Genomic DNA, 26,174 nt, shown 5'->3' on the forward strand with positions numbered 1-26,174 from the left:
CCGCTCACCCTTGGTGGGCGGGGTCTTCCGCGTTCTCCCCCACGGGCGCGTCCGCGAGCGGGGCGAGCGCCTTCTGCTGCTGCAGCTCTTCCGAGTACTTCTTCAGGTATCCCACCACCGTGTTCGTCACCGCCACCAGCGGTACGGCGACCACCGCGCCGCCGATGCCGGCCACCATGCCGCCGGCCGCGACGGTGAGGACGACCGCCAGCGGGTGGACGCGGACGGCGCGGCCCAGGATGAAGGGCTGCAGGACATGACCCTCGATCTGCTGGACCGCGAGGACGACCACCAGCGTCATGACGGCCGTGAAGACGCCCTGGGTCACCAGCGCGACGATCACCGCGAGCGCGCCGGAGGCGACGGCGCCGACGAGCGGGATGAACGAGAACAGGAAGATGAACACGGCCAGCGGGACGGCCATCGGCACGTCCAGGAAGTAGATGCCGATCCCGATGAAGGTCGCGTCGATCAGGGCGACCAGGACGGTGCCGCGGACGTAGGCGGTCAGGGTGCGCCAGGCGCGCGGGCCGGCGCCGGCCACGCCCGGGCGGGCCGCGGCGGGCACCAGCTTCAGGAACCACTCCCAGATGCGCTTGCCGTCGTAGAGCAGGAACAGCGTCGAGAAGAACACCAGCAGGATGCCGGTCAGGGTCTCGACTATGACCTGAACGCCCTCCAGGCCGAAGGACGTTATCTGGTCGGCGTTGGCGCCGATCGCCTCGCGCAGGTTCTTGGCGATCTGGTTGATCTGTTTGTCGGTGACGTGGAACGGGCTCTTCAGCAGCCAGTTGCGCAGGTCGTCGATGCCGGACTGGATCTGGGAGGAGAGGGAGTCGATGTTCTCCATGACCTGCCAGGTCACGAACCAGCCCATGAGCCCTATGACGACGAACCCGCTGATCGCGGTGAGCGCCGTGGCCGGGCCGCGCGGCACTCCGCGGCGGGTCAGCCGGGCGACCGTCGGCTGCAGCAGCGCGGTGACGAGCAGGGCGATGACGAAGGCGAACACCACCAGCTGGATCGCGCTGATGACCCGCATCAGGACCCAGACGGTGCCGGCGAGGACCAGCAGCCGCCAGCCGGCCTCGGCCGCCACCCGCACGCCCCAGGGCACGGCCTGGGCGGGGTCGGGACGGGGGCCGGCCGCCGGCGCGGGCCGCTGGGCGGGCGGTGCGGCGGCTTCGGCCGCGGCAGCTTCGGCCGCGGCGGCGGGGGCCGTGTCGACCGGATCGGCCGGACCGGCCGGCTCGGGTGCGGGGGGCGGGGCGTCCGGGGGCTGCGTGGTCTGCTCGCGCTCCACCTCCGCACGCCGCTGGTCCAGGCGCTCGCTCATCTCGGTGAGACCGGCGCCCAGCCGGCCGAGCCACCCTGGCACTCGCGACATGATCCGTCCTCTTCCCCCGCGTCCCCGGGTGCTCGCCACCTCTCCTCCCCCTGGAGGTACTTCGGTACGACCGTACAGGGCGAAAGCCCCTCCCCTGAGGACGGGGAGGGGCTACGCGAGGTTGAGAGCGGCGGCGCGGCTCAGTAGTTGCCGTTCGCCTGCCAGTACGACCAGGCGTCACAGGGGCTGCCGTACCGGTCGTTCATGTAGCTCAGACCCCACTTGATCTGGGTGGCCGGGTTGGTCCGCCAGTCGGCACCCGCGGAGGCCATCTTGCCGGCGGGCAGGGCCTGGACGAGGCCGTAGGCGCCGGAGGAGGCGTTGACCGCCTGGTAGTTCCAGGTGGACTCGTGGTCCACGATGTTGCTGAAGCACTGGAACTGGCCGGCCGGCACGATCTGCCGTGCGATGGCCTGGACCTGCTCCACCGTGTAGCTGCTCTGGACCGGGAAGTCGCTGGAGTCGCGGGAGCTGTCACGGCTGGCCGCGGCGGACTTGGCCTCGGCACGCTGCTTGGCGTCGTCGGCCGCCTTCTTCGCGGCCTCCTGCTTCGCGATGGCCGTCTCGGCGGCCGCCTTGCGGGCTGCCTCCTCGGCGTCCTTCTTGGCGCTCGCATCCGCGGCGATGGCCTGGGAGTCGGCCTGCTGCGTCAGGGACGCGGACTGGACCTGGGCCTGCTGACCCGCGGGTATGTCCGCCAGGAGCGTGGTGTCGGCTGCCGTCGCCTCGGCGTCGTTGTTGTTCTGCTGCGCGACGCTGCCCGAGGCAACTCCGACGACGCTTCCGACGGCGGTGACCGCGGTGGCCGAAGCCACTGCGAATCCCCGGACCGAAATCCGGCTCACACGGTTTCCTTCCAGCATCGCCCGCTTCGGTGACCCTGGCGGACGCAATCGTGCCCCTGACACTGGCCTCCCAACTGCGGGGTCACGGGAGGCACGGGCCCGGTGGGCAACTCCCCCTCGGGGAAGCGCCGCGTGGTGCTCGGGCGGCATACGACGAACTGTATGGAGTTGGTGGTGCTGCTGTGGCGCTGTACCGCTGGCGGTACTGCTGTGTCGTATGCGGGGCCTGACAGGAGTGAGACTCTGCCGCAACCGGACGCCGCGTGGCAATTCTGCGTTGAGTGTGAAAGCTCACATCTCGTTTGCCCCTGGGGATTTCTGGAAAGCTCCACACGCGACGGCGCCGCCCGGATAGGCTCTTGGCCTTTGCCGGACGGCGCCAACTGCTGTGCGAGTGAGGTCAGATGTGACCGTCCTCCAGCATTTCGGTCACAAGCGCGGCAATCTGGGACCTCTCGGACCGCGTCAGCGTGACGTGCGCGAAGAGCGGGTGTCCCTTCAGCTTCTCCACGACGGCGACCACACCGTCGTAGCGACCGACCCGCAGATTGTCCCTCTGTGCCACGTCATGGGTGAGAACGACCCGTGAATTGGCGCCGATCCGGGACAGAACGGTCAGCAGGACATTCCGCTCCAGGGACTGCGCCTCGTCCACGATCACGAACGCGTCGTGCAGCGAGCGGCCGCGGATGTGAGTGAGCGGCAGCACCTCCAGCATCCCGCGCGCGGTGACCTCCTCGATGACCTCGCGGCTGGTGACCGCGGAGAGCGTGTCGAAGACGGCCTGCGCCCATGGGCTCATCTTCTCCGCCTCGCTGCCCGGCAGATAGCCCAACTCCTGCCCGCCGACCGCGTACAGCGGCCGGAAGACCATCACCTTCTGGTGCTGGCGGCGCTCCAGGACCGCCTCCAGACCCGCGCACAGCGCCAGCGCCGACTTGCCGGTGCCGGCCCGGCCGCCCATCGAGACGATCCCGACGTCCGGGTCGAGCAGCAGATCGAGCGCGATGCGCTGCTCGGCGCTGCGGCCCTTGATGCCGAACGCCTCCCGGTCGCCGCGCACCAGCCGGACATTGCCCTCGGCGCTCACCCGGCCGAGCGCCTTTCCGCGCTCGGACTGGATGGTCAGGCCCGTGTGCACCGGGAGGTCGGAGGCCTCCGGGACATACACATGGCCTTCCTCGAAGAGGATGTCCACCTGCTCGCCGGAGAGGGTCAGTTCGGACATCCCGGTCCAGCCGGAGTTCTCCGTGATGGCGAGCTCGGCGCGGTACTCCTCGGCGAGCAGTCCGACCGAGGACGCCTTGATCCGCAGCGGCAGATCCTTCGACACGACAGTGACGTCGTACCCCTCGGCCTGCAGATTACGGGCCACCGCGAGGATGCGGGAGTCGTTGTCCCCCAGGCGGTAGCCGGTGGGCAGCACGCTGGGGTCCGAGTGGTTGAGCTCGACCCTGATGGTCCCGCCCAGTTCCCCGATCGGGATGGGGGCGTCGAGGCGACCGTTCTTCACCCGGTAGTCGTCCAGCAGGCGCAGGGCCTGGCGGGCGAAGTAGCCGAGCTCCGGATGGTGCCGCTTGGCCTCCAGCTCCGTGACCACCACGATCGGGAGCACGACCTCGTGCTCGTCGAAGCGGGTCAGGGCGTTCGGGTCGGCCAGCAGGACGCTGGTGTCGAGAACATAGGTGCGCCGGTCTGGCTTGTGGCGCTTTGTGCTGGTCACCACGGAAGGACGTACCCCCTCGGATGAGGTCGGGGAGCGACGGAGTGGAAGCCGGTCCAGGAGGGTGGGGATGCCACGGCCGGTGTCCGGCCCCCGCGTACGGCGGGCCGCGAACCGGCCCTCCGCGGCTGCTTCCGTGCAGTGACCGCACGATCGGGCTGGTGCAAAGGGCCTCCCGGGCGGACGGCCCCGTGCCGTCCGCTGAGATCCGACACCCGTGGTTCGGGCGTCGACCTGTCTGCCTTATGCCCTCGAACATGCACTGCCATGCAAAAGCAGCCAACAGCGCGCCGGTGAACTCCTTGTTACATCCACCCTAACCGGGGTATACGGAGCACCCCGCTGCCGTGGTGGTCAGCGGGGTGTCCGATGGAGCCTCAGCCGCCGTAACGGCGGTGACGTGCGGCGTAGTCGCGCAGGGCGCGCAGGAAGTCGACTTTGCGGAAGGCGGGCCAGAAGACCTCGCAGAAGTAGTACTCCGAGTGCGCGGTCTGCCAGAGCATGAATCCGGACAGCCGCTGCTCTCCGCTGGTGCGGATGACGAGGTCCGGATCGGGCTGGGCGCCGGTGTAGAGGTGGCGGCCGATCATGTCGATGTCGACGGACTCGGCGAGGTCCTCCATCGGGACGCCCTTGTCCTTGGCGTCGAGGATCATGGAGCGCACGGCGTCGGCGATCTCCTGCCGGCCGCCGTAGCCGATGGCCACGTTGACCAGTATTCCGTCGACGTGGGCGGTGGACTCCTCCGCCTCCTTCAGGGTGTGCTGCATGGCGCCCGGCAGCAGGTCCATCGCGCCGACGTGGTGCACGCGCCAGCGGCCGTCGGCGGCGAGGGTGCGGACGACGTTCTCGATGATGCCGAGCAGCGGGCCGAGTTCGTCCTGCGGCCGGTCGAAGTTGTCCGTGGACAGCAGCCACAGGGTGACGACCTCGACATCGGTCTCGGTGCACCAGCCGAGGAACTCCTCGATCTTGTCCGCACCGGCGCGGTGGCCGTGGACGGTGGTGGAGCCGGACGCCTTCGCCCAGCGGCGGTTGCCGTCCATGATGACGCCGATGTGCTTGGGCACCTGATCGTGGTCCAGGTGGCCCTCCACCCGGCGTGCGTAGAGCCTGACGAGCAGGCTGCGCAGGTTGTCGCGCAGGTTCACGTGGCCCTCCGGGGGATTGGCGGGGGATTTCGGTGCGGTGGGTGCCGGAGCCGTTGAGCCTACCCCCGCTGGAAGCTTGGTTCCGGCCCGGGGTTTGGGGAGTGAGGTGCGAAGGCGGTGCGGTTCCGCCGTCGAGTGCGGCCGGGTGGGGGGTGAGCCTGCCCGCGCGGCGGGACCGCGTATCGGGCGCTGCCCCGCGTCCCTCCCAGCCCCTCCTGATGAGGACGCCGGGCCCACGCCGGGCGGTTCCCGTCGGCCGCATGAAAAAACGGGCCGGTCCGTGGGGGGGAGACGGACCGGCCCGAGGGGGGGTTTCCACCATAACCCTTCGTAAGGGATGGTGGGTGCATCGGCGGCACACAACTACTCTCCGGAATCGTCCGGCGACGCCCCGGTGGGCGCGGAACGCTGGATTCAGGGGTGCCGCATGGCCGATTCACAGCGGAATCTCAGGGAGAACCGGTCGGATACGAAGTGATTCGGAGGGATCCACGCGGTTTGGGCCGTCTTGGGGATGTGTCGGCGAGTTGCCCCGGGGTCCCCCCGACGGGCTACCCGGTCAGCGAATGGTGACTTGACCATTCCGCTACGCGGATGCGGGGACGTCGCCGGGTTTCACGGCACCGCGCAGCCCCCTCCACTGCGCGGTGCCGCCCGCGCAGCTTTGCGTGCGCGAATAACCTTGGTCTGAACTTACGTGACGGGTGGGACAGATGTGAACCTGGCTAGATAACAATGCGGAAACCCGAGGGGAATGCCGGGTGAATCGCAACGGTTTTCAGCCGATATGTTCCTCACGCCCGGTTCGTCAGTGAGCCGGCTTGCGAACGTCGAAGAGCTGCCGGGTGCTGTGCGCGACGAACGGGCCCTGCCGCTCGATCCGTTCGTGCAGCGCACGGAGCCGGGGCTCGTACGCCGCCACCGTGAAGCCGGGGACCATCCACACGACCTTGCGCAGGAAATGGACGACTGCGGCGATGTCGTGGAACTCCATCCGCAGCCGCTCCGCCCGCAGCCCGGCCACCTCCAGGCCCGCCGCCTCGGCGTCGGCCCGCTCACGCTCGGGGTCCCGGGCGGTGCGCACCTCCGCCGGCTGTGGCCCGAGGAAGTACCCGACCAGCTCGAAGACGCTGGCCGGCCCGACATGCTGGGCGAAGTAGGTGCCGCCGGGCCGCAGCACCCGTGCGATCTGGGCCCAGTGCGGGCGTACCGGATGCCGGCTGAGCACCAGGTCGAACGTCTCGTCGGCGAACGGCAGCGGCGCGTCGTCCGGGGCGGCGACGACCACCACGCCGCGCGGCCGGAGCAGGGCGGTGGCCTTGGCCACGTTCGGCGGCCAGCCCTCCGTCGCGGCGGCCAGCACCGGCCGGGCAGGCGCGGCGCGACCCAGCGCGAATTCCAGCACCTCGCCGCCACCGGTCTGGATGTCGAGCGCGGCCTCCGCCCGGGCCAGCCGCTCCCCCGCCGACACGGCGTACCCCCACGAGGGCCGCGCCTCGCTCGCCCGCCCCTCGAACCAGGAGAAGTCCCAGCCCTCGGTCGGTACGGCGGCGCCCTCGGTCACGAGGTCCTCGAAGGAACGGTGAGCTGCCATGCCGGTCATGATCGCAGGACACCACTGAGCCGGCCTGCTAATTTCCGCCCGTATGACGCCTTACTCCGCCGGAGAGAAGCAGACGCTGCACACGAGCCTGAACCGGCACCGGCACGCCGTGCTGTGGAAACTGCAGGGCCTCGACGACGAGCAGCTGCGCCGCCCGATGACACCGACCGGCACCAACCTGCTGGGCCTGGTGAAGCATCTGGCCTCGGTCGAGTACGGGTGGTTCGTGGAGACGTTCGGGGGCGAGGCGGAAGCCCTGTGGTTCGACCCGTACGAGAACGAGGACCTGCGGATCGCCCCCGACGAGACGACGGAACGGATCATCGCCTTCTACGGCCGTGCCCGCGCCGCCGCCGATGCCATGATCACCGAGCTGCCCCTGGACGCCCAGGGCCACCCGACCTGGCGCGACATCACCGTGAGCCTGCGCTGGACCCTGGTCCACATGATCGAGGAGACCGCCCGGCACGCCGGACACATGGACATCCTGCGCGAACTGATCGACGGCACGACGGGCGACCACCCACCGGTCACCGGCACGGGCTGACCAGAACCGGTGCGGCCAGGTCATACGCCGCACGTGCGCTCGGCGCGTCGAGCAGCCCGGCGTCCGGCAATCGCGGGGCGGGAGCTTCGGCCGGCACCCGCTCCGGCCGGTGCAGCGCCTCCCAACACCTCCATGAGCAGCCCGCCGAACCGCGCAAGCGGCCGCAGCGCCCCCGCCAACGACCCCTCACACCGCACCCACCGTGCGGCGATCGCACCACCGGCCTGCGGGACCCGCCCGAGGCTGCGATTGCGCGCTGCCGCGACGTCGTCGCCCTCCGGGGCGTAAGCACCGCGCCGGCGGGGCGGCTGCCGGCCCGCAGTGCTTCCCAGGCGAGCTCGAAGGGCAGTTGCCAGGGAGCGGGCAGGGCGACGAGGTCCGGCGTCGTCGTCAGCCGGCGTCGTGCTGCTCGCGGAGGACGAGCAGGATGTGGCCGTCGGTGCCGTGCCGGACGGTGCCGGCCTGCTCGAAGCCGTGTCTTTGCAGGAGCCGGACGGAGGCGGTGTTGGCGTGGAACGGGTCGGCGTACAAAGGCCGTACCCGCTCCAGTTCCAGGAAGTGGCCGAGGGCGCGGGTGCCGATGCCGCGGCCCCAGTACGGCCGGCCCAGCCAGTACCCGACGAACCGCCGCTGCCCCTCCGCCGTCCAGGAGACGACGCTCCCGGCGACCTCGCCGCCCACGGTGACCGCCCGCACGAGACAGTCGGAATCGCCCAGCACGCGCTCGCGCCAGTGCTTGAGGAAGGCGTCCCGCGGCCGGGGCGTGAATCTCGACCGCCGGACGGCTTCCGGGTCGTGCTCGTAGGCGAGGAGGACGAACAGGTCCTCGTCCGTGACACCTCGCAGGCTCACTTCGCTGTGCTCCTCGGTCATGCAAGGCAGTGTGGCAGCCGCCACTGACAACGCCTCCCCACCGACTCACACCACCAGCGGCCGGACCTCCTCGGCGGCGAACCGCACGAACCCCTCCGGGTCGGGCTCGTCCCCGGTCGGCTGCAGTACGACGGTGTCGGCACCGGCCTCGGCCAGCCGCCGTACGGCCGCGGCCACGACGCCCGCATCGCCCGCCACGCCTACATCCGCGGCCGGCGCCAGGCCCTCCGCGACGCGTTCGGCCCGCAGCCGGGCCTCGGCGTCGGCCCCCGTGGCGGCCAGCAGATGGACGACAAGCTGGTGCGGCTCGCCGCGGCCCGCCTCCTTCGCCCCCTCCTCGATGAGTTGCCGGGCCTGCCGTAAGCCGTCCGGGGAGGTGGATGCGGTGAGGAGCGTGCCGTCGGCCCTGGCGCCGGAGAGGCGGAGCGTACGCGGCCCGGTGGCGCCGGCGAGCACGGGCGTCGCCCGCTCCGGCGGCCAGTCGAGGGCGACGTCGTCCAGCGAGACGTACCGGCCCCGCACCGTGAGCCGTTCGCCGCGCAACAGGGCGCGCAGGGCGTCGAGATGCTCACCGAGGAGGGTGAGCGGGGAGCCCGCACGGGCGCCGACCTGCCCCATCCAGTCCTGCACGCCATGGCCGACGACGAGGGTCGCGCGGCCGGGGAACATCCGGTGCAGGGAGGCCGCCTCCATCGCGGTCAGAGCCACGTTCCTGAGGGGCACGGGCAGCAGTCCCACGCCGACGCGCACCCGCTCGGTCCACGCGAGCGCCGCGGCGGCGGTCGCGATCCCGCCCTCCCGGAAGCAGTCCTCCCACAGCCACAGTTCCTCGAGCCCCACGTCGTCGGCGACGCGAGCGACCGCCCGCAGCCGCTCGGGCGGAAGCTGGGGGCGGAACACGACACCGAGTCCAGTCATGGACCCCTTCCTAGTGGGGAGGAAGTGGGGTGACAACTGGTTTTGGCCGACCGGCAGTTGGCGGCGCGGCGCCTGTGCGGGAGGGGACGAAGGGGACATGGGGAGACGCTGGCGGGACGGGACCGGGAAGTTGATCGTGCCGAGGGAGACCCCGGTGGCTCTGCCCCTGGAGATCGCGGTCTCCTACCGGGCCCGGACCAAAGGGCTGCTGGGCCGGGACGCGGTCGACGGGGCGCTGCTGCTGTCACCGGCGAGCGGGGTGCACACGTTCGGGATGCGGATCCCGATCGACGTCGCCTACCTGGACCGCCGGCTGACCGTTCTCGCCGTCCGCACGATGCGACCGGGCCGCCTCGGCCTGCCCCGGCTGCGCGCACGGCACGTCCTGGAGGCGGAGGCGGGAACCATGGCCGGGTGGGGGCTGCGGGCGGGGATGCGGGTCGGTGTCGAGGTGGACGCCGTTGTCAGTGGCACGTCCTAGCATCGCGGCATGAGAGCTTCAGGGACGTTCAAGGTCGAGGGGTTCACTCCGGCTGAGGTGCGGCTGCCGGAGCCGGTGGTCGAGACGGCGGTGCCGGTCGGCGTGGCCACGATGCGGAAGCGGTACGAGGGTGAGGTCGCCGGAGCGTCGGCGACGCTGTTCACCGCGGCGTACGACCAGTCCAGTGGGACCGGCACCTATGTCGCCATGGAGTCCTTCGAGGGGACGCTGGGTGAGCGAAGCGGCTCCTTCAACTTCGCCCACTCGGCGACGACCCTCGGGGAGGGCAGACAGGCCGAGTTCTTCGTGATCGTGCCGGGGAGCGGTACGGGCGCGCTGGCCGGCATCCGGGGTGCCGGCGGTATGGCGGTCGACGCGGACGACACCCATCGGATCTGGTTCGAGTACGAGGTGGCTGAGTAGCGGGCTTTCGCTGCGAGGTCACCCCTGGCTGCGGGGGAAGGAGACCTCGACGCGTCGGTTCTTCCTCCGGCCCTCCTCGGTGGAGTTGTCGGCGACCGGGTACTGCTCGCCGTAGCCGCGGACCTCGAAGGTGACGTTCGGGTCGTTCAGGTCCTGGTCCAGGACGGCCTGGACGGCGTTGGCGCGTTGCCTGGAGAGGATGTCGCCGTGGGCGGCGGAGCCGAGGTTGTCGGTGAAGCCGAAGACGCGGATCCGGGTCGCGTTCTGCTTCTTGACCTCGTCGGCGATGGTGGCGATCCGGGCCTTCGCGTCGTCGCTGAGCTTGGCGCTGTCCTTGCTGAAGAGGACTTCGGCCTGCAGCGCGAAGGTGACATCCGCGTTGGTGTCCTCGCGCCGCTCGTCCCCGCTCTGGTCTTCGACGACCGACTTGATGTCCAGCACCTTGGGCGGGGCGAGGGTGGCTCCCTCGGGGAGCTTGAGGTCCGGGTCGGTGGGGTCGATCTTCACCGGGGCGCCGGCGGAAGGCTCGGTCACGGGGGGCTGACTCGGGTCCGTGTCCTGGGCCTGGGCCGACGTCGTCGCGAGGAGGAGGGTCATGGCGGTGAGGGCGAGCGCGAGACGGGCGGTGGTCACTTCGGCCTCACCCGGAGATCTTGATGGTGGCGGAGGAGAAGGTCGGCAGTTGGAGGGCCACCTCGGAGACGTCCGCGGGCGGGGAGGGGAACTGCATGAAGACAGCAAGCGACTGACCCGCCTTGAGCGTGTCGAAGCCGGTGGTGGTCAGCGGGCCGCCATCGGTGTCGCGCAGGACGTAGTAACGCTTCTTGCCCTTGGAGTCGACCAGGGTGGCTCCGCCCAGGGACGGGCCGTGCTTGGTGATCTCGGTTTCATTGCCGCTGAGCGCGGACGGGATGAGCAGTTGCTTGGCCCCGTCGTTCTTCAAGGTGCCGTTCACGGTGACGAAGCCACCGGAATCGCGATGCGCGGAGGTGATCTGCAGCAACAGACCGTCCGTACCCTTCAGTTCGGCCAGAGGCTGGTCCGACTGCCCCTCCTGGCTGCTCGGGTCGGGGCCGGCTGACCGGGAAGCGGACGCCGAACGGTCCGGCTTCTTGCCGTCCCCGCCACCGCTTCCGCCGCAACCGGCTACACCGACGGCCAGACCAGCCGCAACGGTCAATGCGACCATCCCCCTGCGGGCCTTCGCAGTGAACCGAATGCTCATCGCTCCGCTTCCTTCGTCATTGATCGTTCGCCGGTGAGTCGGCCAGATGGACGTCGAAGAGGTCTTCGGGCTTCGGGAGCCCTGTCGTGTCGTCCGGCTTCAGATGCCAGACCTTGCCCTTGCAGGTGAGTGGGGGCAGGTCAGCGCCCTTGGCACCGGCATCGGGGGGCTTGATGCAGAGGGGTTCGATCACGGCAGTGGCCTGCGCTACGGATTGCTTGTCCTGCACACCGGGGACGACGGAATTTCCCACCCGCTTGTCGGTCTTGACCGAGACCGTGATCTTCAAGGCCTGGGAATCGTCGCAGGCTTCCACATGGCCGTCGTTCTGCGCGGCCAGTTCATCGGCTCGCCAGCACGACGGGCCGAAGTCCACCTTGCCGTCGAAGATGTCCTGCCACTTGGCCGGATCCTTCAAGACCACCAGCCACTGTCCCGCCAGGTCGCCTCGGCGCTTCTGGGCCGCTGCCAGCGCTGCCGCATCGGCCGCCGTCTGGGCGCCACTTCTGTTCACCGCGGCCTGGCCGACCGCAAGGTAGGCCAACGCGAGAAAGAGCAGACCCGCCACCACCGTGATGTAGATGGGGAAGGCCTGCCCTGTGTCGCGATGTGGAGGAATCAGCCACCGGTGACTTGGGTGATCTTGTTCCGGATCGCATCGAAGATCGTCTGCCCAATGCTCGTCCCCGTGATCGCCAGGACGATCGCCACCACCACCGCGATGATGCCGAGGTACTCCACCGCAGTCTGCCCCCGGTCGCTGCGGGCAACCCGGGCCTGCAGGTGTGCGACGGTGGTGTTGAACCAGTTGCTCATGGTGGTCCCCTCCGGGTTCGCCTCCGATCCGCACAACGTAGGCCGCAGCGCGGCCAGCGCCGGAGGGCCCCAGGGCCCAACGCCGGGCCCATTCCCCGTCCTTGGCACTCCCGCGCGCCCTCACCTCACGCCACCCCCAGCCACTTCGCGGCCGCCTGGGACCTGGTGGTGGACTGGAGTTTGGCGAAGATGCGGTTGATGTGGTTCTTGACCGTCTTCTCGGAGATGAAGCAGGCGGCGGCGATCTGCTGGTTGGTCATGCCGGACGCGATGAGGTCCATGATCTCCGCCTCCCTCGCACTCAGCCGGAAACGTGAACGGAACGACTGTCCCACAGAGGATTGCAGTTGCGAAAGCGCTTGAGGTGAGTTTTCGCCTAGAAAATAGGGGACTTGCGGTTCTGTGTGTGCAGATGCATTTGTACGCAGCGCTGTCAGCAACGCCTTCGCCGCCCCTGGCGTCACATGCGGCCGCCCCTCGCGGACATCCCGCACCGCCCGCACCAACTGCTCCGTCGTGAACTCCCCGTGCACCAGGTATCCCCCCGCCCCCAGCCGCAACGCCTCCCGCACGGTCTCCGTCTCGTGGCTGTAGGTGAGCATCATGACCGGCGCCAGCCGCACCAGGTGCGGCAATGCCGAGATTCCGTCGACTCCCGGCATACGGACGTCGAGGAGGATGACGTCGGGGCGGTGCCGTAGCGCGGCCTCGTACGCCTCGCGGCCGTCCGTCGCCTCCGCCACCACCGTCGTGTCCGCGCGACCGGAGAGCAGGGCCGTCAGGCCCGCCCTGACCACGGGGTTGTCGTCGGCCACCAACAGCCGCAGGGGAGCAGGGGCCGACGGCGAGGCGGCCTCCGGCCAAGGGGGACTGTGCTTCATGGTGCCTCCTCTCGGGACTCCGGGTGGGTGCGGTCGGGGCGGTTCAGGCACTGCAGAGGTATGTCCACGCGCACCTCCGTGCCCCGTTCATGCCCGCCTCGGCCGATACGGATCCGCGCGCCCATCTGTGCCGCCCGTTCCACCATGCCGAGCAGGCCGAAGTGGCCGGATTCGCGGAGCCGTTCGAGCGTGGTGCCGGGCGGCAGGCCTCGGCCGTCGTCGTGGATCGACAGGCGCAGCAGGTCGCCGTGGACCGCGGCGCGTATGTCCACGTGGGTCGCGGACGCGTGCCGGTGGGCGTTCTCCAGCGCCTCCGCCGTGATGGAGAGCAGGTGTCGGGCCAGGGCGGAGGGCAGGGCAGGGATGCCGGGGGGCGGGAGGGCGGTGCAGGTGACCTTCAATGCGGTGCGTGCCGTGAAGTCCCTTGCACAGGTGTGCAGTTCGGACCACAGGGGTGTCTCCGGCTCCTGCGGCGTCGCCTCGCGGCGCAGGTCCCTGAGCAGTTCCCTCGACTCCGCCGCCGCCCTGCGCGCCGAGCGGGACACCAGGTCCGCCTGGGCCCTTATGCGGGCCGGATCGGGGGCCTCCGTCGAGGCCGTGGCCGCCAGGCCGTCCGCCGCCAACGCCACGCCGTACAGGGTCTTGGCCACGGAGTCGTGCATCTCGCGGGCCAGCCGGGCGCGTTCCGCGCTCACCGCCTCCGCCGCCGCGAGGCGCGCCTGGACGCTCGTCAGGGCCTGGGTCGCCGCGCCGAAGCGGAGCATCAGGTTGCGCAGGGTCGAGCCCATGGCGCCGGCGATGACGCACAGGCCGGGCAGGAGGAGGGCCTCGGCGACGGGGGCGTGCCGGTCGGCCTTCAGGGTGGCGTGGACCAGGAGCAGGATCAGCGACTGGAGGGAGGCGAAGAAGGCCGCGCCCCGCCAGCTGTAGACCAGGCCCGCGAGCAGCGGGGTGCAGACGCTGACGTAGGCGAGGGTGGTGTCCGGACCCGCCGAGATCAGCAGGAGGGAGCCGAAGAGGGTGTCCGCCGCGAGGAGGGACGGGTGGCGCAGCAGGAGCGGGCCGAAGCGCTCCCAGTCGCGGAAGAGGACGTACGACACCATGAACGTGACGACCACGGCCGCGCCGACCAGACGGACGCCCAGGCCCGGGGCCGCGTGGAGCAGCGCGGCGGGGGCGGCTACGGCGATCATGGCCAGACGGAAGCCGAAGACCTGCCGGCACATCGCCTGCAACGCGCTGACCTGGATCTTCATGGAGGGTTCGGGCAGGGTGGCCGCCGTGACAGCCGGCGCGGCGGCCGCCGTGGCGCCGGTCGGAGCGGCATGCGCAGCACCTGACGGGGCGGCGTGCTCGGCCCCCGCCGCGGGTGCCCTCGTAGCGCCCGTCGCCTTCACTCGGCCCAGGAACCGGCCGGTGATCCCCTTCAGCCTCGGCCACGCACCGAGAGACCCCCCGCCCCTCCCGGTCATCCCGGCCACCGCCATCGCCGCCTCACTTCCCCGTGAGTGAGCCGAAGTCCACCCCGGAGCCCAGGATCAGGCCCGCGGCCAGCAGCAGCATCGTGGCCGGGACCATGAACGTGGTGATCATCAGCGTGGCCTTGGGCACCGCGCGGGCGGCCTTGCGACGAGCGTTCTGGGCGTCGGTGCGGCGCATGTCCTTCGCCAGGGAGACGAGCGTGTCGACGATCGGCGCGCCCAGCTCCTCCCCCTGCTGCAGTGCCGTCACGAACATCGCCACCTGCTCGGAGTCGTTCCTGCGCCGCAGCTCCGCGAAGGCCTGGCGGCGGCTCATGCCGAGGTCCATCTGGCGCAGGGTGATGCGGAGTTCGTCGGCCCAGGGGCCCTCGTAGCGGGTGGCCACCCGGTCCAGGGCCTGGCGGAAGCCGAGCCCCGCGCTCACGACCACCGCGAGCACGTCCAGGAAGTCCGGCAGGGTGCGCTCGATGACGTCCCTGCGGACCCGGATCGCCGACCAGATGCCGACCTCCGTCCAGAACGCCCCGAAGAGCAGCAACAAGACCGCCACGAACCACTGGCCCCGGAGCAGGAACACCAGGAAACCGACCGCGCCCAGCGCGCCGTAGACCGCCCGGCGGGCCGCGTAGCGGTCGATGGTCAGGCCGCCGGGGTTGCCGGCGGCGTCGATCTTGCGGCGGTACTTGGCGACCAGGCGCGGGCCCATCAGCCGCAGTACGGCGGGGGCGTAGCGCATGCCCATGCGGTCGATGACCGAGCCGACCGCGCCGGTGCGGGTGGCGCCGACCTCCAGGGCGACGGCGAGGTCTCCGGGGAGCTTGGCGTCCGCGCGGTACATGCGGATACCGGTGAAGGCGCCCCCGACGGCGAGGCCCATCAGCAGCGCGAGCAGGAATGCCATGGAGTCCGAGCCCCCTTCAGACGTCGATACGGCTCAGGCGGCGGATGAGGAGGAAACCGACGGCGTACAGACCGAACGCGATGATCACGCAGGCCTGGCCGACCGGTGAGCCGGTCATCCGCGCCAGCGCGCCGTCCTTGACACCGTTCATCAGGAACAGCGCGCCGACGCCCAGGACGGGGACGGCGTACGACGTCATGGTCACCTGGGAAAGCTGGGTGCGGATCTCGCGCCGGGTCTCCTTGCGCTCCTCCAGCGTCTCGGTCAGGTTGCGCAGGGCGCCGACCACTTGGCCGCCGGCCCGGTTGGACAGCACAAGCGTCGTGACCAGGACGACCAGTTCGCGGGAGGGGAGGCGGTCGGCCAGCTCGCCCAGCGCGTCGTCCAGAGACTGGCCGATGGCCAACTGGTCGGCCACCTTGCCCAGTTCCTGGCCCGCCGGGGCCTCCAGCTCCTCCGCCGCCATGCCGATCGCGGTGCGCAGGGCCAGGCCCGCCTGGGTGGCGTTGGCCAGGATGCGGGCCAGTTCGGGGAGTTGGTTGATGAAGCGCTCGATGCGTTTCTGACGCTGCCAGTTGAGGAACTGGACCGCCGCCCAGATGCCGAGCACTCCGGCGAGGGGGCCGAAGAAGGGGGCCAGGGTGGCCTGGCCGATCAGCCAGAGCGCGGCGACCGTGGCCAGCATGTAGACGAAGAACTCGCCCGGGGTGACGTCCAGCCCGGTCGCCGCGAGGCGCAGTTCCAGCCAGCGGCCGAAGCGGGTGCGGCGCAGCCGCCGGTCCAGATCGCGGAAGCGGCGCCTGCGGCCGCCCGCCGGCACCGGGCCGGTGTGCGTGAGGCGGTCCACGAGGGCGGCGCGCTGGGCCCGGCCCGAGGCGTAGGTGTGCACGCCGGCCACCGCCAGGACGCAGGTCAGCAGCGCCACGCCGGTGGTGAGCTGGACGAGGGTGTGGAGTTCCATGGTCCTGGACCTACCTGGCTTCTCGGGTGGTGAGTTGGGCCGCCGTGTGAGCGACGCCGAAGGCCTGCGGGATGGGCTGGCTCGCCATGTAGAGCCGGTCGGCGGTGCGGCGGGGCAGCGGGAAGTACTGGAAGGCGCCGTACACGCGGCCGTCGGGGGTCATGGGCTGGGCGTCGAACCGGGCCACGGTGGCGAGCCGGTACGGCTCCCCGCCGTGGCTGTCGAGGAGGGCGATCTCGGTGATCCGGCGGGCGCCGTCGGCGAACCGGGTGAGCTGGACGATGACGTCGACGGCGCTGTTGATCTGGTCGTGCAGCGCTACGAAGGGGACCTCGACGTCGGACATGGAGGCGAGGGTCTGCAGTCGGGTCAGCGCGTCCTCCGCGCTGTTCGCGTGCACGGTCGCCAGCGATCCGTCGTGGCCGGTGGACATCGCCTGCAGCATGTCGAGGGACTCACCGCCGCGGACCTCGCCGACCACGATCCGGTCCGGGCGCATCCGCAGGGAGTTGCGGACCAGGTCGCGGATGGTGACCTGGCCCTTGCCCTCGACGTTCGGCGGCCGCGACTCCAGGCGGACCACATGCGTCTGCTGGAGCTGGAGTTCGGCGGAGTCCTCGATGGTGATGATGCGTTCGTGGGACGGGATGAGCCCCGAGAGCGCGTTGAGCAGGGTCGTCTTCCCGGTGCCCGTGGCGCCCGACACGATGATGTTGAACTTCGCCTGCACCAGCCCCGCCAGCAGAAACACCAGGTGCTCGTCCAGCGAGCCGAAGGAGATCAGCTCCTGCAGGGTGAAGGAGCGCGGGAAGCGGCGGATGGTGAGGATCGGTCCGGTCAGCGACAGCGGCGGGATGATGACGTTGACGCGTTCGCCGGAGGGCAGGCGGGCGTCGACCATCGGGTTCGACTCGTCGACCCTTCTGTTCACCGTCGACACGATCCGCTCGATGGTCTGCATCAGCTGGTCGGCGGAGGCGAACCGGATCGGCAACTGCTCGACGCGGCCGCCGCGTTCCACGAAGATCGCGTCGGCGCCGTTCACCATGATCTCGGTGATCGAGGCGTCCTCCAGCAGCGGCTCCAGGATGCCGAGGCCGAGCGCCTCGTCCACCACCCGGCGGATCAGCTGTGAGCGCTCGACCGTCGACAGCACCGGGCCCTCGCGGCTGATGATGTGCCCGAGCACCCGCTCAAGGCGCGCGCGGCGGTCGGCGGCGGCGAGCGAACTCATCTCCGCGAGGTCGATCTCCTCCAGCAGCTTGGCCCGGTAGGAGGCGACCAGATGCCCGTCCTCGCCCCGGCTGCCGTGCTCCTCCGGAGTGCTGATGCGTGCCCGCAGACTCATGGCTCCTCGCTTAGTGGTCGAGCGGCATGGTGGCGGACTTGGTGGCGTAGCCGAAGTCCCAGACGATCTTCGGGATCTTCACCCTGGCGGTGACGGTGACCGAGCCGCCCCCTCCCCCGGTCTCGCCGCACGTCACGGTGAGCGCGCCGCTGACGGCTCCGGCGCACGCCTGCTGCGCGTCCTGCCGCAGAGAGGCCGCCCGCGCCCCCGCCCGCGCCGCCGTACCGGCCTGCTCGGCGGCGTACGCGACGGCGCCGATCTGGATGCCCGCCATGCCCACGATCAGCAGCACCGGGATGAACCCGAGGTACTCGATGGCGACCTGGCCCGCGTCGCGCCCTCTGCGCCTCTGCGGCATCTCAGTGCTTCACCTCCTCGACCGCGCCCGCGTGGCCGTGCACGGTGGCGGGCAGGGAGAACACCCCGGGAAAGAGCACCGGGACCCGGAGCGAGACGTCGGCCGTGACATAGCCGGACGGGCTGCAGTTCACCGTCGCGTCCCCCTTCCACGCCGCCGACAGATGCTTCATCCCCGCCGCCGAGCAGGCCGCCTGTCGCGCGCCGCCCGGCGCCGCGGCCGTACCCGCCCGCACCCCCTCGTCGGCAGCATTCCCGGCGAGCGTGAAGGTGTACCCCACGAGCACGGCCTGCCACACGAGCACCAAGGTCAGAATGATCAGCGGTGTCATCCCGAGGAACTCGATGCTGACCTGTCCCCGGTCCCCATCCGGCTTTCTCACGGCCCGCTCACTCCTTCCGCCGCCGGAATCCGACCGTGCCCCGGCCCGGGCCCCCGCGATGGCCGCCCTCGCCGGCCTTCACCAGCCCCAGTTCCCCGGCGAGCGCCCACAGCGCCTGCTTCACGGAACTCCTGCTGTCCAGTTCATGGACCCGCCCCGCGTCCACGACGCCCTGGAGTTCCTTGAAATTGGCGGGTACGGCGGTACGCGCGAGCGCCGTACCGGTGATGCGCTGCACCAGCGCGGGCTGGATCTCCGTATGGCGCGAATGCCGGTTGACGACGGTCGTCGTCTCCTCGGCCTTGCGGATCTGCAGCCGGTCCCACATCCGTACCGTCCGCTTGGCGGCGCGTACGGAGATGACGTCCGGGGTGGTCACCAGCAGGGCGGTGTCGGCCATCTCGATCACGGCCGCCCCGGCCCCGCTGAGCTGGGCGCCGCAGTCGACCACGACCACCTCGTAGCGGGAGCGCAGGGCGCTGACGATCTGGCGGGCGGCGCGGTCGGTGACTTCCTCGCCGCGTTCGCCCTCGGCGGGGGCGAGGAGCAGCACGAGCCCGGTGTCGTGGCGGAAGACGGCGTCGGCGAGGACGCGCGGCGAGATGTCGGTGATGGTGGCGAGGTCGACCACGGACCGCCGGAACTGGATGTCCAGGTAGGAGGCGATGTCCCCGGTCTGGAGGTCGAGGTCGACCAGGGCGGTGGGCCGCCCGGATGCCTGCGCGGCGAGGGCCAGCTGGATCGCGGCCAGCGTGGCTCCGGCACCCCCCTTGGCGCCGCTGACCGTGACGACCGTACCGCCGACGCCGCCGAACACGTCGGCGCCGTGGCCGAGATGGCGTCGTACGCCGGTCGACCACTGGGCGACGGCCTGGACCCGGCTGGCGAGTTCCTCGTACGACAGCGGGAGCGCGACCAGGCCGCGGGCGCCGGAGTCCATGGCGGCGGAGAACAGGCCGGGGCTCGCGTCGGTGGTGACGAGGATGACGCCGACGGCCGGGAAGCGGAGCGCGACCTCGCGGATCAGCTCCAGGGCCGGTACCGGGCCGATCCGCTCGTGGACGACCACGACCTCGGGCAGTTCGTCCACGGACTCGGCGGCGAGGTGGGCGAGGGTGTCGACCAGCTGGGTGGAGTCGCCGACCGGTGGCTGTGGTTCGGCGTCGGGGAGCTGGCTGAGGAGGGTGACGAGGGAGCGGACCGCGTCGGGGTCCGCGCCGGCCGGGAGGATCCTGGTGGGCATGCGGGCCGCCTCTCACTTGTCCGTCGCGAGTTCGTAGGTGCGGTCCTTGCCGGGGACGCTGGTCTCGCCGCCGGGGCCCACCAGCGCGAGCCGGACGCGCTGGGCGAAGGACTCGGCGTAGGTGAGGCGCTGGGCGTCGAGGGTGGACAGCGCGAAGGTGATGGGGACGGCCTGGCTGGGCTGCTGCTGGTTCTTGCTGTTGGCGGGGTCCAGGGCGGTGATCCGGCCGACGTCGAGCACGCGCGCGTTCGTCACGATGATCTTCGACTGGTCGGCGTCGGCGTCCTTCTTCCCGGCGAAGGTGGCGTAGACGTTGACCCGGGACCCCGGAGTGATCTTGCCCGCCACGCCCGTCGCCGCGTCGATCATGATGGCGACCTCCTGCTCTCCGGGCTGGAGGGCGGGCTGGTCGACGATCATGTCGGACTGGAGCAGGGACCCGGCGCGCAGCGTGGTGACGGCGATCTTGCCCTGGATCTGGCGGAGATCGGTGACGGCCGTACCGGACAGCCACCGCCGGGGCATCCTGACCTTCTCGAACTGGCCGGTGTCCAGCGCGGTGTACGGCTTGACGTCGGACCTGACCCGATAGGCGGTGACCTCGGGCCCGACCTTGGAATTCACGTCGTGGACGACGGAGAGCACGCCGGCGAACGCGCCGAGAGCGCACAGGACCGACAGGATCAGGAGTATCACGCCGCGGCGCTGACGGGAGTTCATGAACCGTGCAACCTCATTGGGGGGAATCGGTCGAGCGGGATGCGGATCAGGTGCGGGCGGGTCAGGCGGGCGTGCGCTGTTCCAGGGCGCGGAGCGGGGCGGGTTCGTGCACGGGCGGGGTGGCGGAGCAGAAGACGCATCTGTCGCCGATGACGTCCATGCCGCACCAGTGGCAGCTGGTCTGCCGTACGGACGTGACCAGTTGGTACAGCACGGACAGATCGGCGAGGTAGCTGCAGAACTCGGTCATGCGGCCGGTCCCCCACCACACCGGGGACTCGGCGGGCAGCGGGACTTCGCGCAGTCCGTGCACGCTCCACTGTCCCGCGAGCCCGGCGACCCAGTCACCCTGCGTCTGCTGCCCTCGGGCGACGAGCATCCAGGTGTTGAACTCGGGCCCCTTGAGGGTGGCGCCGGGACCGACCTTGACGAGCTGCGGCTCCGGATGCGCGAGGACGGCGAACTGGCTGCCGGGCATCCAGGACTTGGCGTGCGCCTTCAGCCCGACCGGCACCCGGTCCAGCCGGGCCACGGAGCCGAGCACGGCCCCGGCGTGGATGTAGTGGGTGAGCAGCCGTCCGGCGGAGGCGAGCACCCCCGGACTCAGATCGCAGGAGGCGAGCTGGCGCAGCTGCCGGGCGAGTACGGCGATGCCGAGGGGCGGCAGATCGGGCCGGAAGAACGCAATGCGGTCGCTTTCGAGCAGCGAGCGCAGGGTGTGCAGCCGCCGCAGGACGGGCTCCGGGGTGGCGGCGGAACAGACGACCACCACATACCCGTACTGCTCGGTCAGGGTGTGGAGTTCGGTGAGCGCGTGCTCCAGCGGCCGCTGGTCGAGGCCGCTGAGCACGACGGCCGGCATGGTCCGTTCGTCCTGCGCCGGCAGTGCCATGTCGGCACTGGTCACGGCAATGGCAGTTGGCACGCGCAGCTCCCCGCTCTTCACACCCGCCGGTCCACCGGAGCAACTCCCGCGGCCCGGGACGACTTCACTGCGTGACTACGTGAGCACTGTATCCACGGCCGAATGACCGGAGAACAGCGTTTGTGAAGCTCGCGTGGAACTCGCTCTGCGCAAGTCCCGCCAAATCCGGACAGGTTGAGCGAGCACACGGTAACGCGTCTGGCCTGGACCTCTTGACACCCCGATTGGTCTGGACCAACTTGTACGCCAACGGTGGCCACCGTCTCTCACCCCTCCCCGCGCGCTCAAGTGCCGCGAAGTCGATGTATCGCGAAGCCCATTCGATTCCGGCCCCCCAGCCGAACTCCCCACCGGAGGCCCCAGTGGACCACGCACCAGGCATACCCCGACCCCGCGGACGGCGAATCACCCTGTGGTCCGCCGCCACCGCGCTCGCCCTCTCCGTCGCGGGCCTCACCGCGGCCGCCGGCCCGGCCTCCGCGGCGGACGTCAACAACGTCAGCAACGCGGGCTTCGAGTCGGGCCTGTCCGGCTGGACCTGTACGGCGGGCAGCGGCACGACGGTCTCCTCCCCGGTGCACAGCGGGAGTGCCGCCCTGAAGGCGACCCCGGCCGGCCAGGACGACGCCCAGTGCACCGAGACGGTCGCGGTCAAGCCCAACTCGACGTACACGCTCAGCGCGTGGGTGCAGGGCGGCTACTCCTACCTGGGCGTGACGGGCACCGGCACGACGGACGTCTCGACCTGGACTCCCGACACCACGGCCTGGAAACAGCTGTCGACGACCTTCACCACAGGCGCGTCCACGACCTCCGTCACCGTCTACACCCACGGCTGGTACGGCCAGGCGGCCTACTACGCCGACGACGTCTCGGTCTACGGCCCCGACGGCGGCTCGGGCGGCGATCCGGCCCCGACGGTCCCGGCGACGCCGTCAGGCTTGTCCGTCTCCGGTACGACGTCCTCGTCGGTGTCGTTGGCGTGGACCGGGGTCTCCGGCGCGACGGGCTACAACGTCTACCGCGACGGCACGAAGGTGACGGCGGTGACGGGAACGTCGGCCACGGTGAGCGGACTGTCCGCCGCCACGTCGTACACCTTCTCCGTGACGGCGGCGAACGCGGCGGGCGAGTCGGCGAAGTCGGCGTCGGTGACGGGCACGACGGCGTCCACCGGCACCGGTGGCGGCGGAACCGGAGCGGCCCTCCCCAAGCACGCGGTGACCGGCTACTGGCAGAACTTCAACAACGGCGCGACGGTCCAGAAGCTGTCGGACGTCCCGTCGTCGTACGACATCATCGCGGTGGCCTTCGCGGACGCGGCGTCGACGCCGGGCGCGGTGACCTTCACCCTGGACTCGTCCGGTCTGGGCGGCTACACGGTCGACCAGTTCAAGGCGGACATCAAGGCGAAGCAGGCGGCCGGCAAGAAGGTCGTCATCTCGATCGGCGGCCAGAACGGCACGGTGTCGATCAACGACTCCGCCTCGGCGACGAACTTCGCGAACTCGGTCTACTCGCTGATGCAGACGTACGGCTTCGACGGCGTGGACATCGACCTGGAGAACGGCCTCAACGCGACGTACATGACGCAGGCGCTGCGCGACCTGTCGGCGAAGGCGGGCTCGTCCCTGATCATCACGATGGCCCCCCAGACGATCGACATGCAGTCGACGTCGAACGCCTACTTCCAGACGGCGCTGAACGTGAAGGACATCCTGACCGTCGTCAACATGCAGTACTACAACAGCGGTTCCATGCTGGGCTGCGACGGCAAGGTGTACAGCCAGGGGTCGGTGGACTTCCTCACGGCCTTGGCCTGCATCCAGCTGCAGGGCGGCCTGGCCCCGTCCCAGGTGGGCCTCGGCCTCCCGGCTTCCACGAGCGCGGCGGGCAGCGGCTACGTATCTCCCTCGGTGGTGAACAACGCGCTGGATTGCCTGACGGTGGGCACGAACTGCGGTTCCTTCAAGCCGTCGAAGACGTATCCGGACCTGCGCGGCGCGATGACCTGGTCCACGAACTGGGACGCGGCGGCGGGGAACGCGTGGTCGGGCTCGGTGGGGGCGCATGTGCACGTACTGCCGTGACATGAGAATCGGCTGACGACGAGCCCGGGTCCGCAACGGCGGCCCGGGCTCTGTCATTTCAGTGGCCCGGACGGCCGCACATTGCGATCATGAACCGACGCCACCGACACACGACCAACCACTGAGGAACAGCCCGCCATGCCCGTACCCGCCGACCCGACGGTCCTCCATCCGATGCCCGAGCAGCCGCGGGTGGTGCTGCTCAAGCCGCTGGTGAAGTCCCCGCTGATCGAGGTCGGGGAGTACTCGTACTACGACGACCGGGACATCGCCCGCCTGCCGGCGGTGGCCTGGTGGGACTGGCCCGTGGAGCACATCACCGAGCACGTGCGCACGATCATGTCCGGCAGCATCGCGGATCTGGCGGCCGCGGCCCCGGACCGGGGAACGGTGCGGCACGCATGACCGACCACGCCTGTATCTGCCCACCCGGCAGCCGGCGCCTGAGCAGTTCGTCTCCGTCGGGAGTGCCGACGACGTCCTGCGCCGGATGGTCGATGCCGTCGCCCCGCAGGAGGCGGAGACCGACGGCATGGACTGGGGGCCGCCCTCGCTCGCGTGCCCGGGCAACGGCGACCGGTGCTCCAGCCGGAGCTGTCGATCACCGCGATCTGCTCGCCGGCGACCTCGACCGTGTCGAGCGGCGCCGGTCCTGAGGATGCCTCCCACCGCCCGGGTGGTCAGTCGCCGTCCTCGAAGTACGCGTCCAGCACCGCGTCCAGCTGGTCGTCCCACTCCTTGAAGCGGGACCTGGCCGTCGCCTCGATCTCGATCGGGTACCAGCGGCGGTCCGGGGTGTGCACGGTGATCGTGTAGCGCTTGCCGAAGCGGGGGGACTCGGTCTCGACCGCGGCGATCTCGTCCCAGGTGAACTCGCAGGACTCCTCGTCCAGGCGGAGCCGGACGCCCTTGCGGTCGGCCGCGATCTTCGCTCGGCGGTCGGAGGCCTCGAAGACCGGGCCGTCGTCCGGGCCGTCGGCGTCCGGGCCGTCGTCCTCCGTGGTCTCCTCGGGCTCCTCGGGCCCCTCGGACCCCTCGGACACGGTCGCGTCCTCCGGCTCTGCCGAGGCCTCCGTGTCCTGCGGCTCCGGCTCCTCGCGCTTGGCCTGGGACGGGACCGTGAGTCCGGGGATGAACGCCGGGTCGAAACCGGCGCCCGTCACGGGCTCGGCCTTCATCGGCTCGGCCTCGGACGGCTTGCTGTTCGCTCCTATGCGCTGCTCCACGGCGGCAGTATGGACGACATCCCTGTGCCGGAACCAGTCAGCCCGCCCATCCCAGGGTGCACTCACGTCACGTTCACACGAACACGCTCACCACCGCCGCCACCGCGAACCCCGCCACCGACAGCACCGACTCCAGGACCGTCCAGGTCCTCAGGGTGTCGCGTTCGCTGATGCCGAAGTACTTCGCCACCATCCAGAAGCCTCCGTCGTTGACGTGCGAGGCGAAGATGGAGCCCGCCGAGACGGCCATGATGACCAGGGCCACGAATGGCTGAGAGTGGTCGCCCTCCGTCAGGAGCGGGGCCACGATGCCCGCCGTCGTGACGATCGCCACCGTCGCCGAGCCCTGCGCCACCCGCAGGACCAGTGAGATCAGGTACGACAGGACGATCACCGGCAGGCCCACGCCGTGGAACGTGTCCGACAGCGCCTGGGCCACCCCGCTCGTCTTCAGGACCGCGCCGAAGATCCCGCCCGCGCCGACCACCAGCAGGATGTTGCCCACCGGCTTCAGGGATGAAGTGGACACCGTTTCCAGGGACTTGCGGGACCAGCCGCGGCGGAGTCCCAGCAGCCAGTACGCCAGCAGCAGGGCCAGTGTCAGGGCCACGAACGGGCTGCCGAAGAACTCCAGGACCGAGCGGGTGGGGGACGGGGCCAGGGCGATCGAGGAGAAGGTCGCGGCCAGGATCAGGATCAGCGGCGTTCCGATGATGAGCAACACCGTGCCCAGCGGTGCCGGATGCTCCTGCGGCTCCACGCCCTGCGCGCGCTGCTCGGCCACCACCGCCCGCTTCGCCTCCTCCGCCGCCTCGGCCATGTCCTGCGGTACGGCGACGAAGATCCGCTGTCCGATCCAGGCCGAGAACGCCCAGGCCGCCAGCACGGCCGGGATGCCGCAGACGATGCCCATGAGGACGACCCAGCCGAGCTGGACGTGGAGGAGACCGGCGGCCGCCACCGGGCCGGGGTGCGGTGGCAGGAAGGCGTGGGTCATCGACAGGCCCGCCAGCAGGGGCAGGCAGTAGAGCAGGATCGACTTGCCGCCGCGCTTCGCCGCCGCGTAGACCAGCGGGGCCAGGACGAAGATGCCCACGTCGAAGAAGACCGGGATGCCGAAGACCAGGCCCGTCAGGCCCATGGCGAGAGGGGCGCGCTTCTCGCCGGACAACGCCAGCAGCCGGGCCGCCAGCACTTCCGCTCCGCCGCTCACCTCCAGGATCGCGCCGAGCATCGTGCCGAGGCCGATGATGATCGCGACGTGGCCGAGGATGCCGCCCATGCCGGACTCGATGGTGGAGACGGCGTCGGAGCGCTGGACCGTGCCGAAGAGTTCGGTGACCGACAGACCGGCCAGCAGGCCCACGGCTATGGAGACGGCGAGGAGGGCCACGAACGGCTGGAGCCTGACCTTGATGATCAGGAAGAGGAGGAGGGCTATGCCCAGTGCCGCGACCGTGAGGAGGCCGGGGGTGCCGTCGAGGAGGAGGAGCAGGCCTCCGGTGTGGGGTGGTGGCGGTGCGGTGGGGGTGGCTGCGGCAACGTAGTGGGACATACGGGGGTCCTCTTCTTGAATGCATCCTGCTTCTGGGTAGGGGGGAGCGCGGCACGGCACCTCGGAAGGCGCCGTGCCGTGACAGACGTACGGAGTGCGGGAGTTGACCGG

General features: G+C 70.5%; 28 protein-coding genes. 5 read left to right on the forward strand and 23 right to left on the reverse strand.

What is annotated here, in order from left to right:
* Positions 1 to 4: 4 nt before the first annotated feature.
* From AB5L52_RS16380 to AB5L52_RS16400, 5 genes are all read right to left on the reverse strand, one after another.
* The gene (locus tag AB5L52_RS16380) at positions 5 to 1,387 is read right to left on the reverse strand and encodes an AI-2E family transporter (protein ID WP_369364730.1); all 1,383 of its coding nucleotides are present in this window, start codon (positions 1,385 to 1,387) and stop codon (positions 5 to 7) included.
* Between the two features lie 140 nt (positions 1,388 to 1,527).
* Complete coding sequence (locus AB5L52_RS16385) at positions 1,528 to 2,232, reverse strand: transglycosylase SLT domain-containing protein (protein WP_351021127.1); 705 nt, start codon at positions 2,230 to 2,232, stop codon at positions 1,528 to 1,530.
* A gap of 400 nt (positions 2,233 to 2,632) precedes the next feature.
* Positions 2,633 to 3,958 (reverse strand): PhoH family protein, encoded by a 1,326-nt coding sequence (locus AB5L52_RS16390; RefSeq protein WP_351021129.1) that lies wholly within the window; start codon positions 3,956 to 3,958, stop codon positions 2,633 to 2,635.
* A 374-nt stretch (positions 3,959 to 4,332) separates the two neighbouring features.
* Positions 4,333 to 5,106: an isoprenyl transferase gene (locus AB5L52_RS16395; protein ID WP_351561905.1), complete on the reverse strand. Its 774-nt coding sequence runs from the start codon at positions 5,104 to 5,106 to the stop codon at positions 4,333 to 4,335.
* 808 nt (positions 5,107 to 5,914) lie between these two features.
* A complete protein-coding gene (locus tag AB5L52_RS16400) occupies positions 5,915 to 6,700 on the reverse strand; it encodes a methyltransferase domain-containing protein (RefSeq protein ID WP_369364733.1) in 786 nt (261 codons plus the stop codon).
* A 52-nt stretch (positions 6,701 to 6,752) separates the two neighbouring features.
* Between AB5L52_RS16400 and AB5L52_RS16405 the strand changes: the two genes are divergently transcribed.
* The gene (locus tag AB5L52_RS16405) at positions 6,753 to 7,256 is read left to right on the forward strand and encodes a DinB family protein (protein WP_369364735.1); all 504 of its coding nucleotides are present in this window, start codon (positions 6,753 to 6,755) and stop codon (positions 7,254 to 7,256) included.
* A gap of 390 nt (positions 7,257 to 7,646) precedes the next feature.
* Here AB5L52_RS16405 and AB5L52_RS16410 read toward each other — a convergent pair whose 3' ends face one another.
* Positions 7,647 to 8,129 carry a GNAT family N-acetyltransferase gene (locus AB5L52_RS16410; RefSeq protein ID WP_369364737.1) on the reverse strand — a complete coding sequence of 161 codons (483 nt, stop codon included), beginning with the start codon at positions 8,127 to 8,129 and terminating at the stop codon, positions 7,647 to 7,649.
* A 45-nt stretch (positions 8,130 to 8,174) separates the two neighbouring features.
* Positions 8,175 to 9,146, reverse strand: a complete 972-nt coding sequence (locus AB5L52_RS16415) for an LLM class flavin-dependent oxidoreductase (protein WP_369364739.1) — start codon at positions 9,144 to 9,146, stop codon at positions 8,175 to 8,177.
* On the opposite strand from AB5L52_RS16415, the gene AB5L52_RS16420 reads away from it, so the two are divergent.
* Entirely contained in the window at positions 9,145 to 9,528 is a 384-nt protein-coding gene (locus AB5L52_RS16420; protein ID WP_351021142.1) for a DUF192 domain-containing protein, read from the forward strand. The genes AB5L52_RS16415 and AB5L52_RS16420 overlap by 2 nt on opposite strands.
* A 9-nt stretch (positions 9,529 to 9,537) precedes the next feature.
* A complete protein-coding gene (locus tag AB5L52_RS16425) occupies positions 9,538 to 9,951 on the forward strand; it encodes a DUF3224 domain-containing protein (RefSeq protein WP_369364742.1) in 414 nt (137 codons plus the stop codon).
* 18 nt (positions 9,952 to 9,969) lie between these two features.
* Here AB5L52_RS16425 and AB5L52_RS16430 read toward each other — a convergent pair whose 3' ends face one another.
* The 14 genes from AB5L52_RS16430 to AB5L52_RS16495 form a co-directional block, all read right to left on the reverse strand.
* On the reverse strand, positions 9,970 to 10,548 hold the full coding sequence (locus tag AB5L52_RS16430; protein ID WP_369368895.1) for an OmpA family protein: 579 nt from the start codon (positions 10,546 to 10,548) through the stop codon (positions 9,970 to 9,972).
* A gap of 43 nt (positions 10,549 to 10,591) precedes the next feature.
* Positions 10,592 to 11,176 (reverse strand): hypothetical protein, encoded by a 585-nt coding sequence (locus AB5L52_RS16435; protein WP_369364743.1) that lies wholly within the window; start codon positions 11,174 to 11,176, stop codon positions 10,592 to 10,594.
* Between the two features lie 16 nt (positions 11,177 to 11,192).
* Complete coding sequence (locus AB5L52_RS16440) at positions 11,193 to 11,744, reverse strand: pilus assembly protein TadG-related protein (protein WP_369364745.1); 552 nt, start codon at positions 11,742 to 11,744, stop codon at positions 11,193 to 11,195.
* A gap of 50 nt (positions 11,745 to 11,794) precedes the next feature.
* Positions 11,795 to 11,992 (reverse strand): hypothetical protein, encoded by a 198-nt coding sequence (locus AB5L52_RS16445; RefSeq protein WP_351021150.1) that lies wholly within the window; start codon positions 11,990 to 11,992, stop codon positions 11,795 to 11,797.
* A gap of 125 nt (positions 11,993 to 12,117) precedes the next feature.
* A complete protein-coding gene (locus tag AB5L52_RS16450; protein ID WP_369364747.1) occupies positions 12,118 to 12,873 on the reverse strand; it encodes a response regulator in 756 nt (251 codons plus the stop codon).
* Positions 12,870 to 14,129 (reverse strand): sensor histidine kinase, encoded by a 1,260-nt coding sequence (locus AB5L52_RS16455; protein WP_369364749.1) that lies wholly within the window; start codon positions 14,127 to 14,129, stop codon positions 12,870 to 12,872. The genes AB5L52_RS16450 and AB5L52_RS16455 overlap by 4 nt, the downstream gene beginning before the upstream one ends.
* Before the next feature lie 238 nt (positions 14,130 to 14,367).
* Positions 14,368 to 15,255, reverse strand: coding sequence for a DUF5936 domain-containing protein (locus tag AB5L52_RS16460; RefSeq protein ID WP_369364750.1), 888 nt, complete (start codon positions 15,253 to 15,255; stop codon positions 14,368 to 14,370).
* Positions 15,256 to 15,271: 16 nt separating this feature from the next.
* Positions 15,272 to 16,216 carry a type II secretion system F family protein gene (locus AB5L52_RS16465; protein WP_351021155.1) on the reverse strand — a complete coding sequence of 315 codons (945 nt, stop codon included), beginning with the start codon at positions 16,214 to 16,216 and terminating at the stop codon, positions 15,272 to 15,274.
* Positions 16,217 to 16,226: 10 nt separating this feature from the next.
* Positions 16,227 to 17,564, reverse strand: a complete 1,338-nt coding sequence (locus AB5L52_RS16470) for a CpaF family protein (RefSeq protein WP_351021157.1) — start codon at positions 17,562 to 17,564, stop codon at positions 16,227 to 16,229.
* Between the two features lie 10 nt (positions 17,565 to 17,574).
* On the reverse strand, positions 17,575 to 17,922 hold the full coding sequence (locus tag AB5L52_RS16475; protein WP_351021159.1) for a TadE/TadG family type IV pilus assembly protein: 348 nt from the start codon (positions 17,920 to 17,922) through the stop codon (positions 17,575 to 17,577).
* 1 nt (position 17,923) lies between these two features.
* Entirely contained in the window at positions 17,924 to 18,253 is a 330-nt protein-coding gene (locus AB5L52_RS16480; RefSeq protein WP_369368897.1) for a pilus assembly protein, read from the reverse strand.
* A gap of 58 nt (positions 18,254 to 18,311) precedes the next feature.
* A complete protein-coding gene (locus tag AB5L52_RS16485; protein WP_351021161.1) occupies positions 18,312 to 19,547 on the reverse strand; it encodes a P-loop NTPase in 1,236 nt (411 codons plus the stop codon).
* A 12-nt stretch (positions 19,548 to 19,559) separates the two neighbouring features.
* On the reverse strand, positions 19,560 to 20,267 hold the full coding sequence (gene cpaB, locus AB5L52_RS16490) for a Flp pilus assembly protein CpaB (RefSeq protein WP_369364753.1): 708 nt from the start codon (positions 20,265 to 20,267) through the stop codon (positions 19,560 to 19,562).
* 61 nt (positions 20,268 to 20,328) lie between these two features.
* Entirely contained in the window at positions 20,329 to 21,159 is an 831-nt protein-coding gene (locus AB5L52_RS16495) for a hypothetical protein (protein WP_369368898.1), read from the reverse strand.
* Between the two features lie 395 nt (positions 21,160 to 21,554).
* Between AB5L52_RS16495 and AB5L52_RS16500 the strand changes: the two genes are divergently transcribed.
* Together AB5L52_RS16500 and AB5L52_RS16505 are read left to right on the forward strand one after the other, a co-directional pair.
* Positions 21,555 to 23,282, forward strand: a complete 1,728-nt coding sequence (locus tag AB5L52_RS16500) for a chitinase (RefSeq protein ID WP_369364755.1) — start codon at positions 21,555 to 21,557, stop codon at positions 23,280 to 23,282.
* A gap of 138 nt (positions 23,283 to 23,420) precedes the next feature.
* Complete coding sequence (locus AB5L52_RS16505; RefSeq protein WP_369364757.1) at positions 23,421 to 23,687, forward strand: hypothetical protein; 267 nt, start codon at positions 23,421 to 23,423, stop codon at positions 23,685 to 23,687.
* Between the two features lie 275 nt (positions 23,688 to 23,962).
* Here AB5L52_RS16505 and AB5L52_RS16510 read toward each other — a convergent pair whose 3' ends face one another.
* Complete coding sequence (locus tag AB5L52_RS16510) at positions 23,963 to 24,508, reverse strand: hypothetical protein (RefSeq protein WP_369364759.1); 546 nt, start codon at positions 24,506 to 24,508, stop codon at positions 23,963 to 23,965.
* Positions 24,509 to 24,581: 73 nt separating this feature from the next.
* On the reverse strand, positions 24,582 to 26,063 hold the full coding sequence (locus tag AB5L52_RS16515) for a GntP family permease (protein ID WP_369364761.1): 1,482 nt from the start codon (positions 26,061 to 26,063) through the stop codon (positions 24,582 to 24,584).
* Between the last annotated feature and the right edge of the window lie 111 nt (positions 26,064 to 26,174).

It is taken from the genome of Streptomyces sp. CG4 (assembly GCF_041080655.1).
GTDB lineage: Bacteria > Actinomycetota > Actinomycetes > Streptomycetales > Streptomycetaceae > Streptomyces.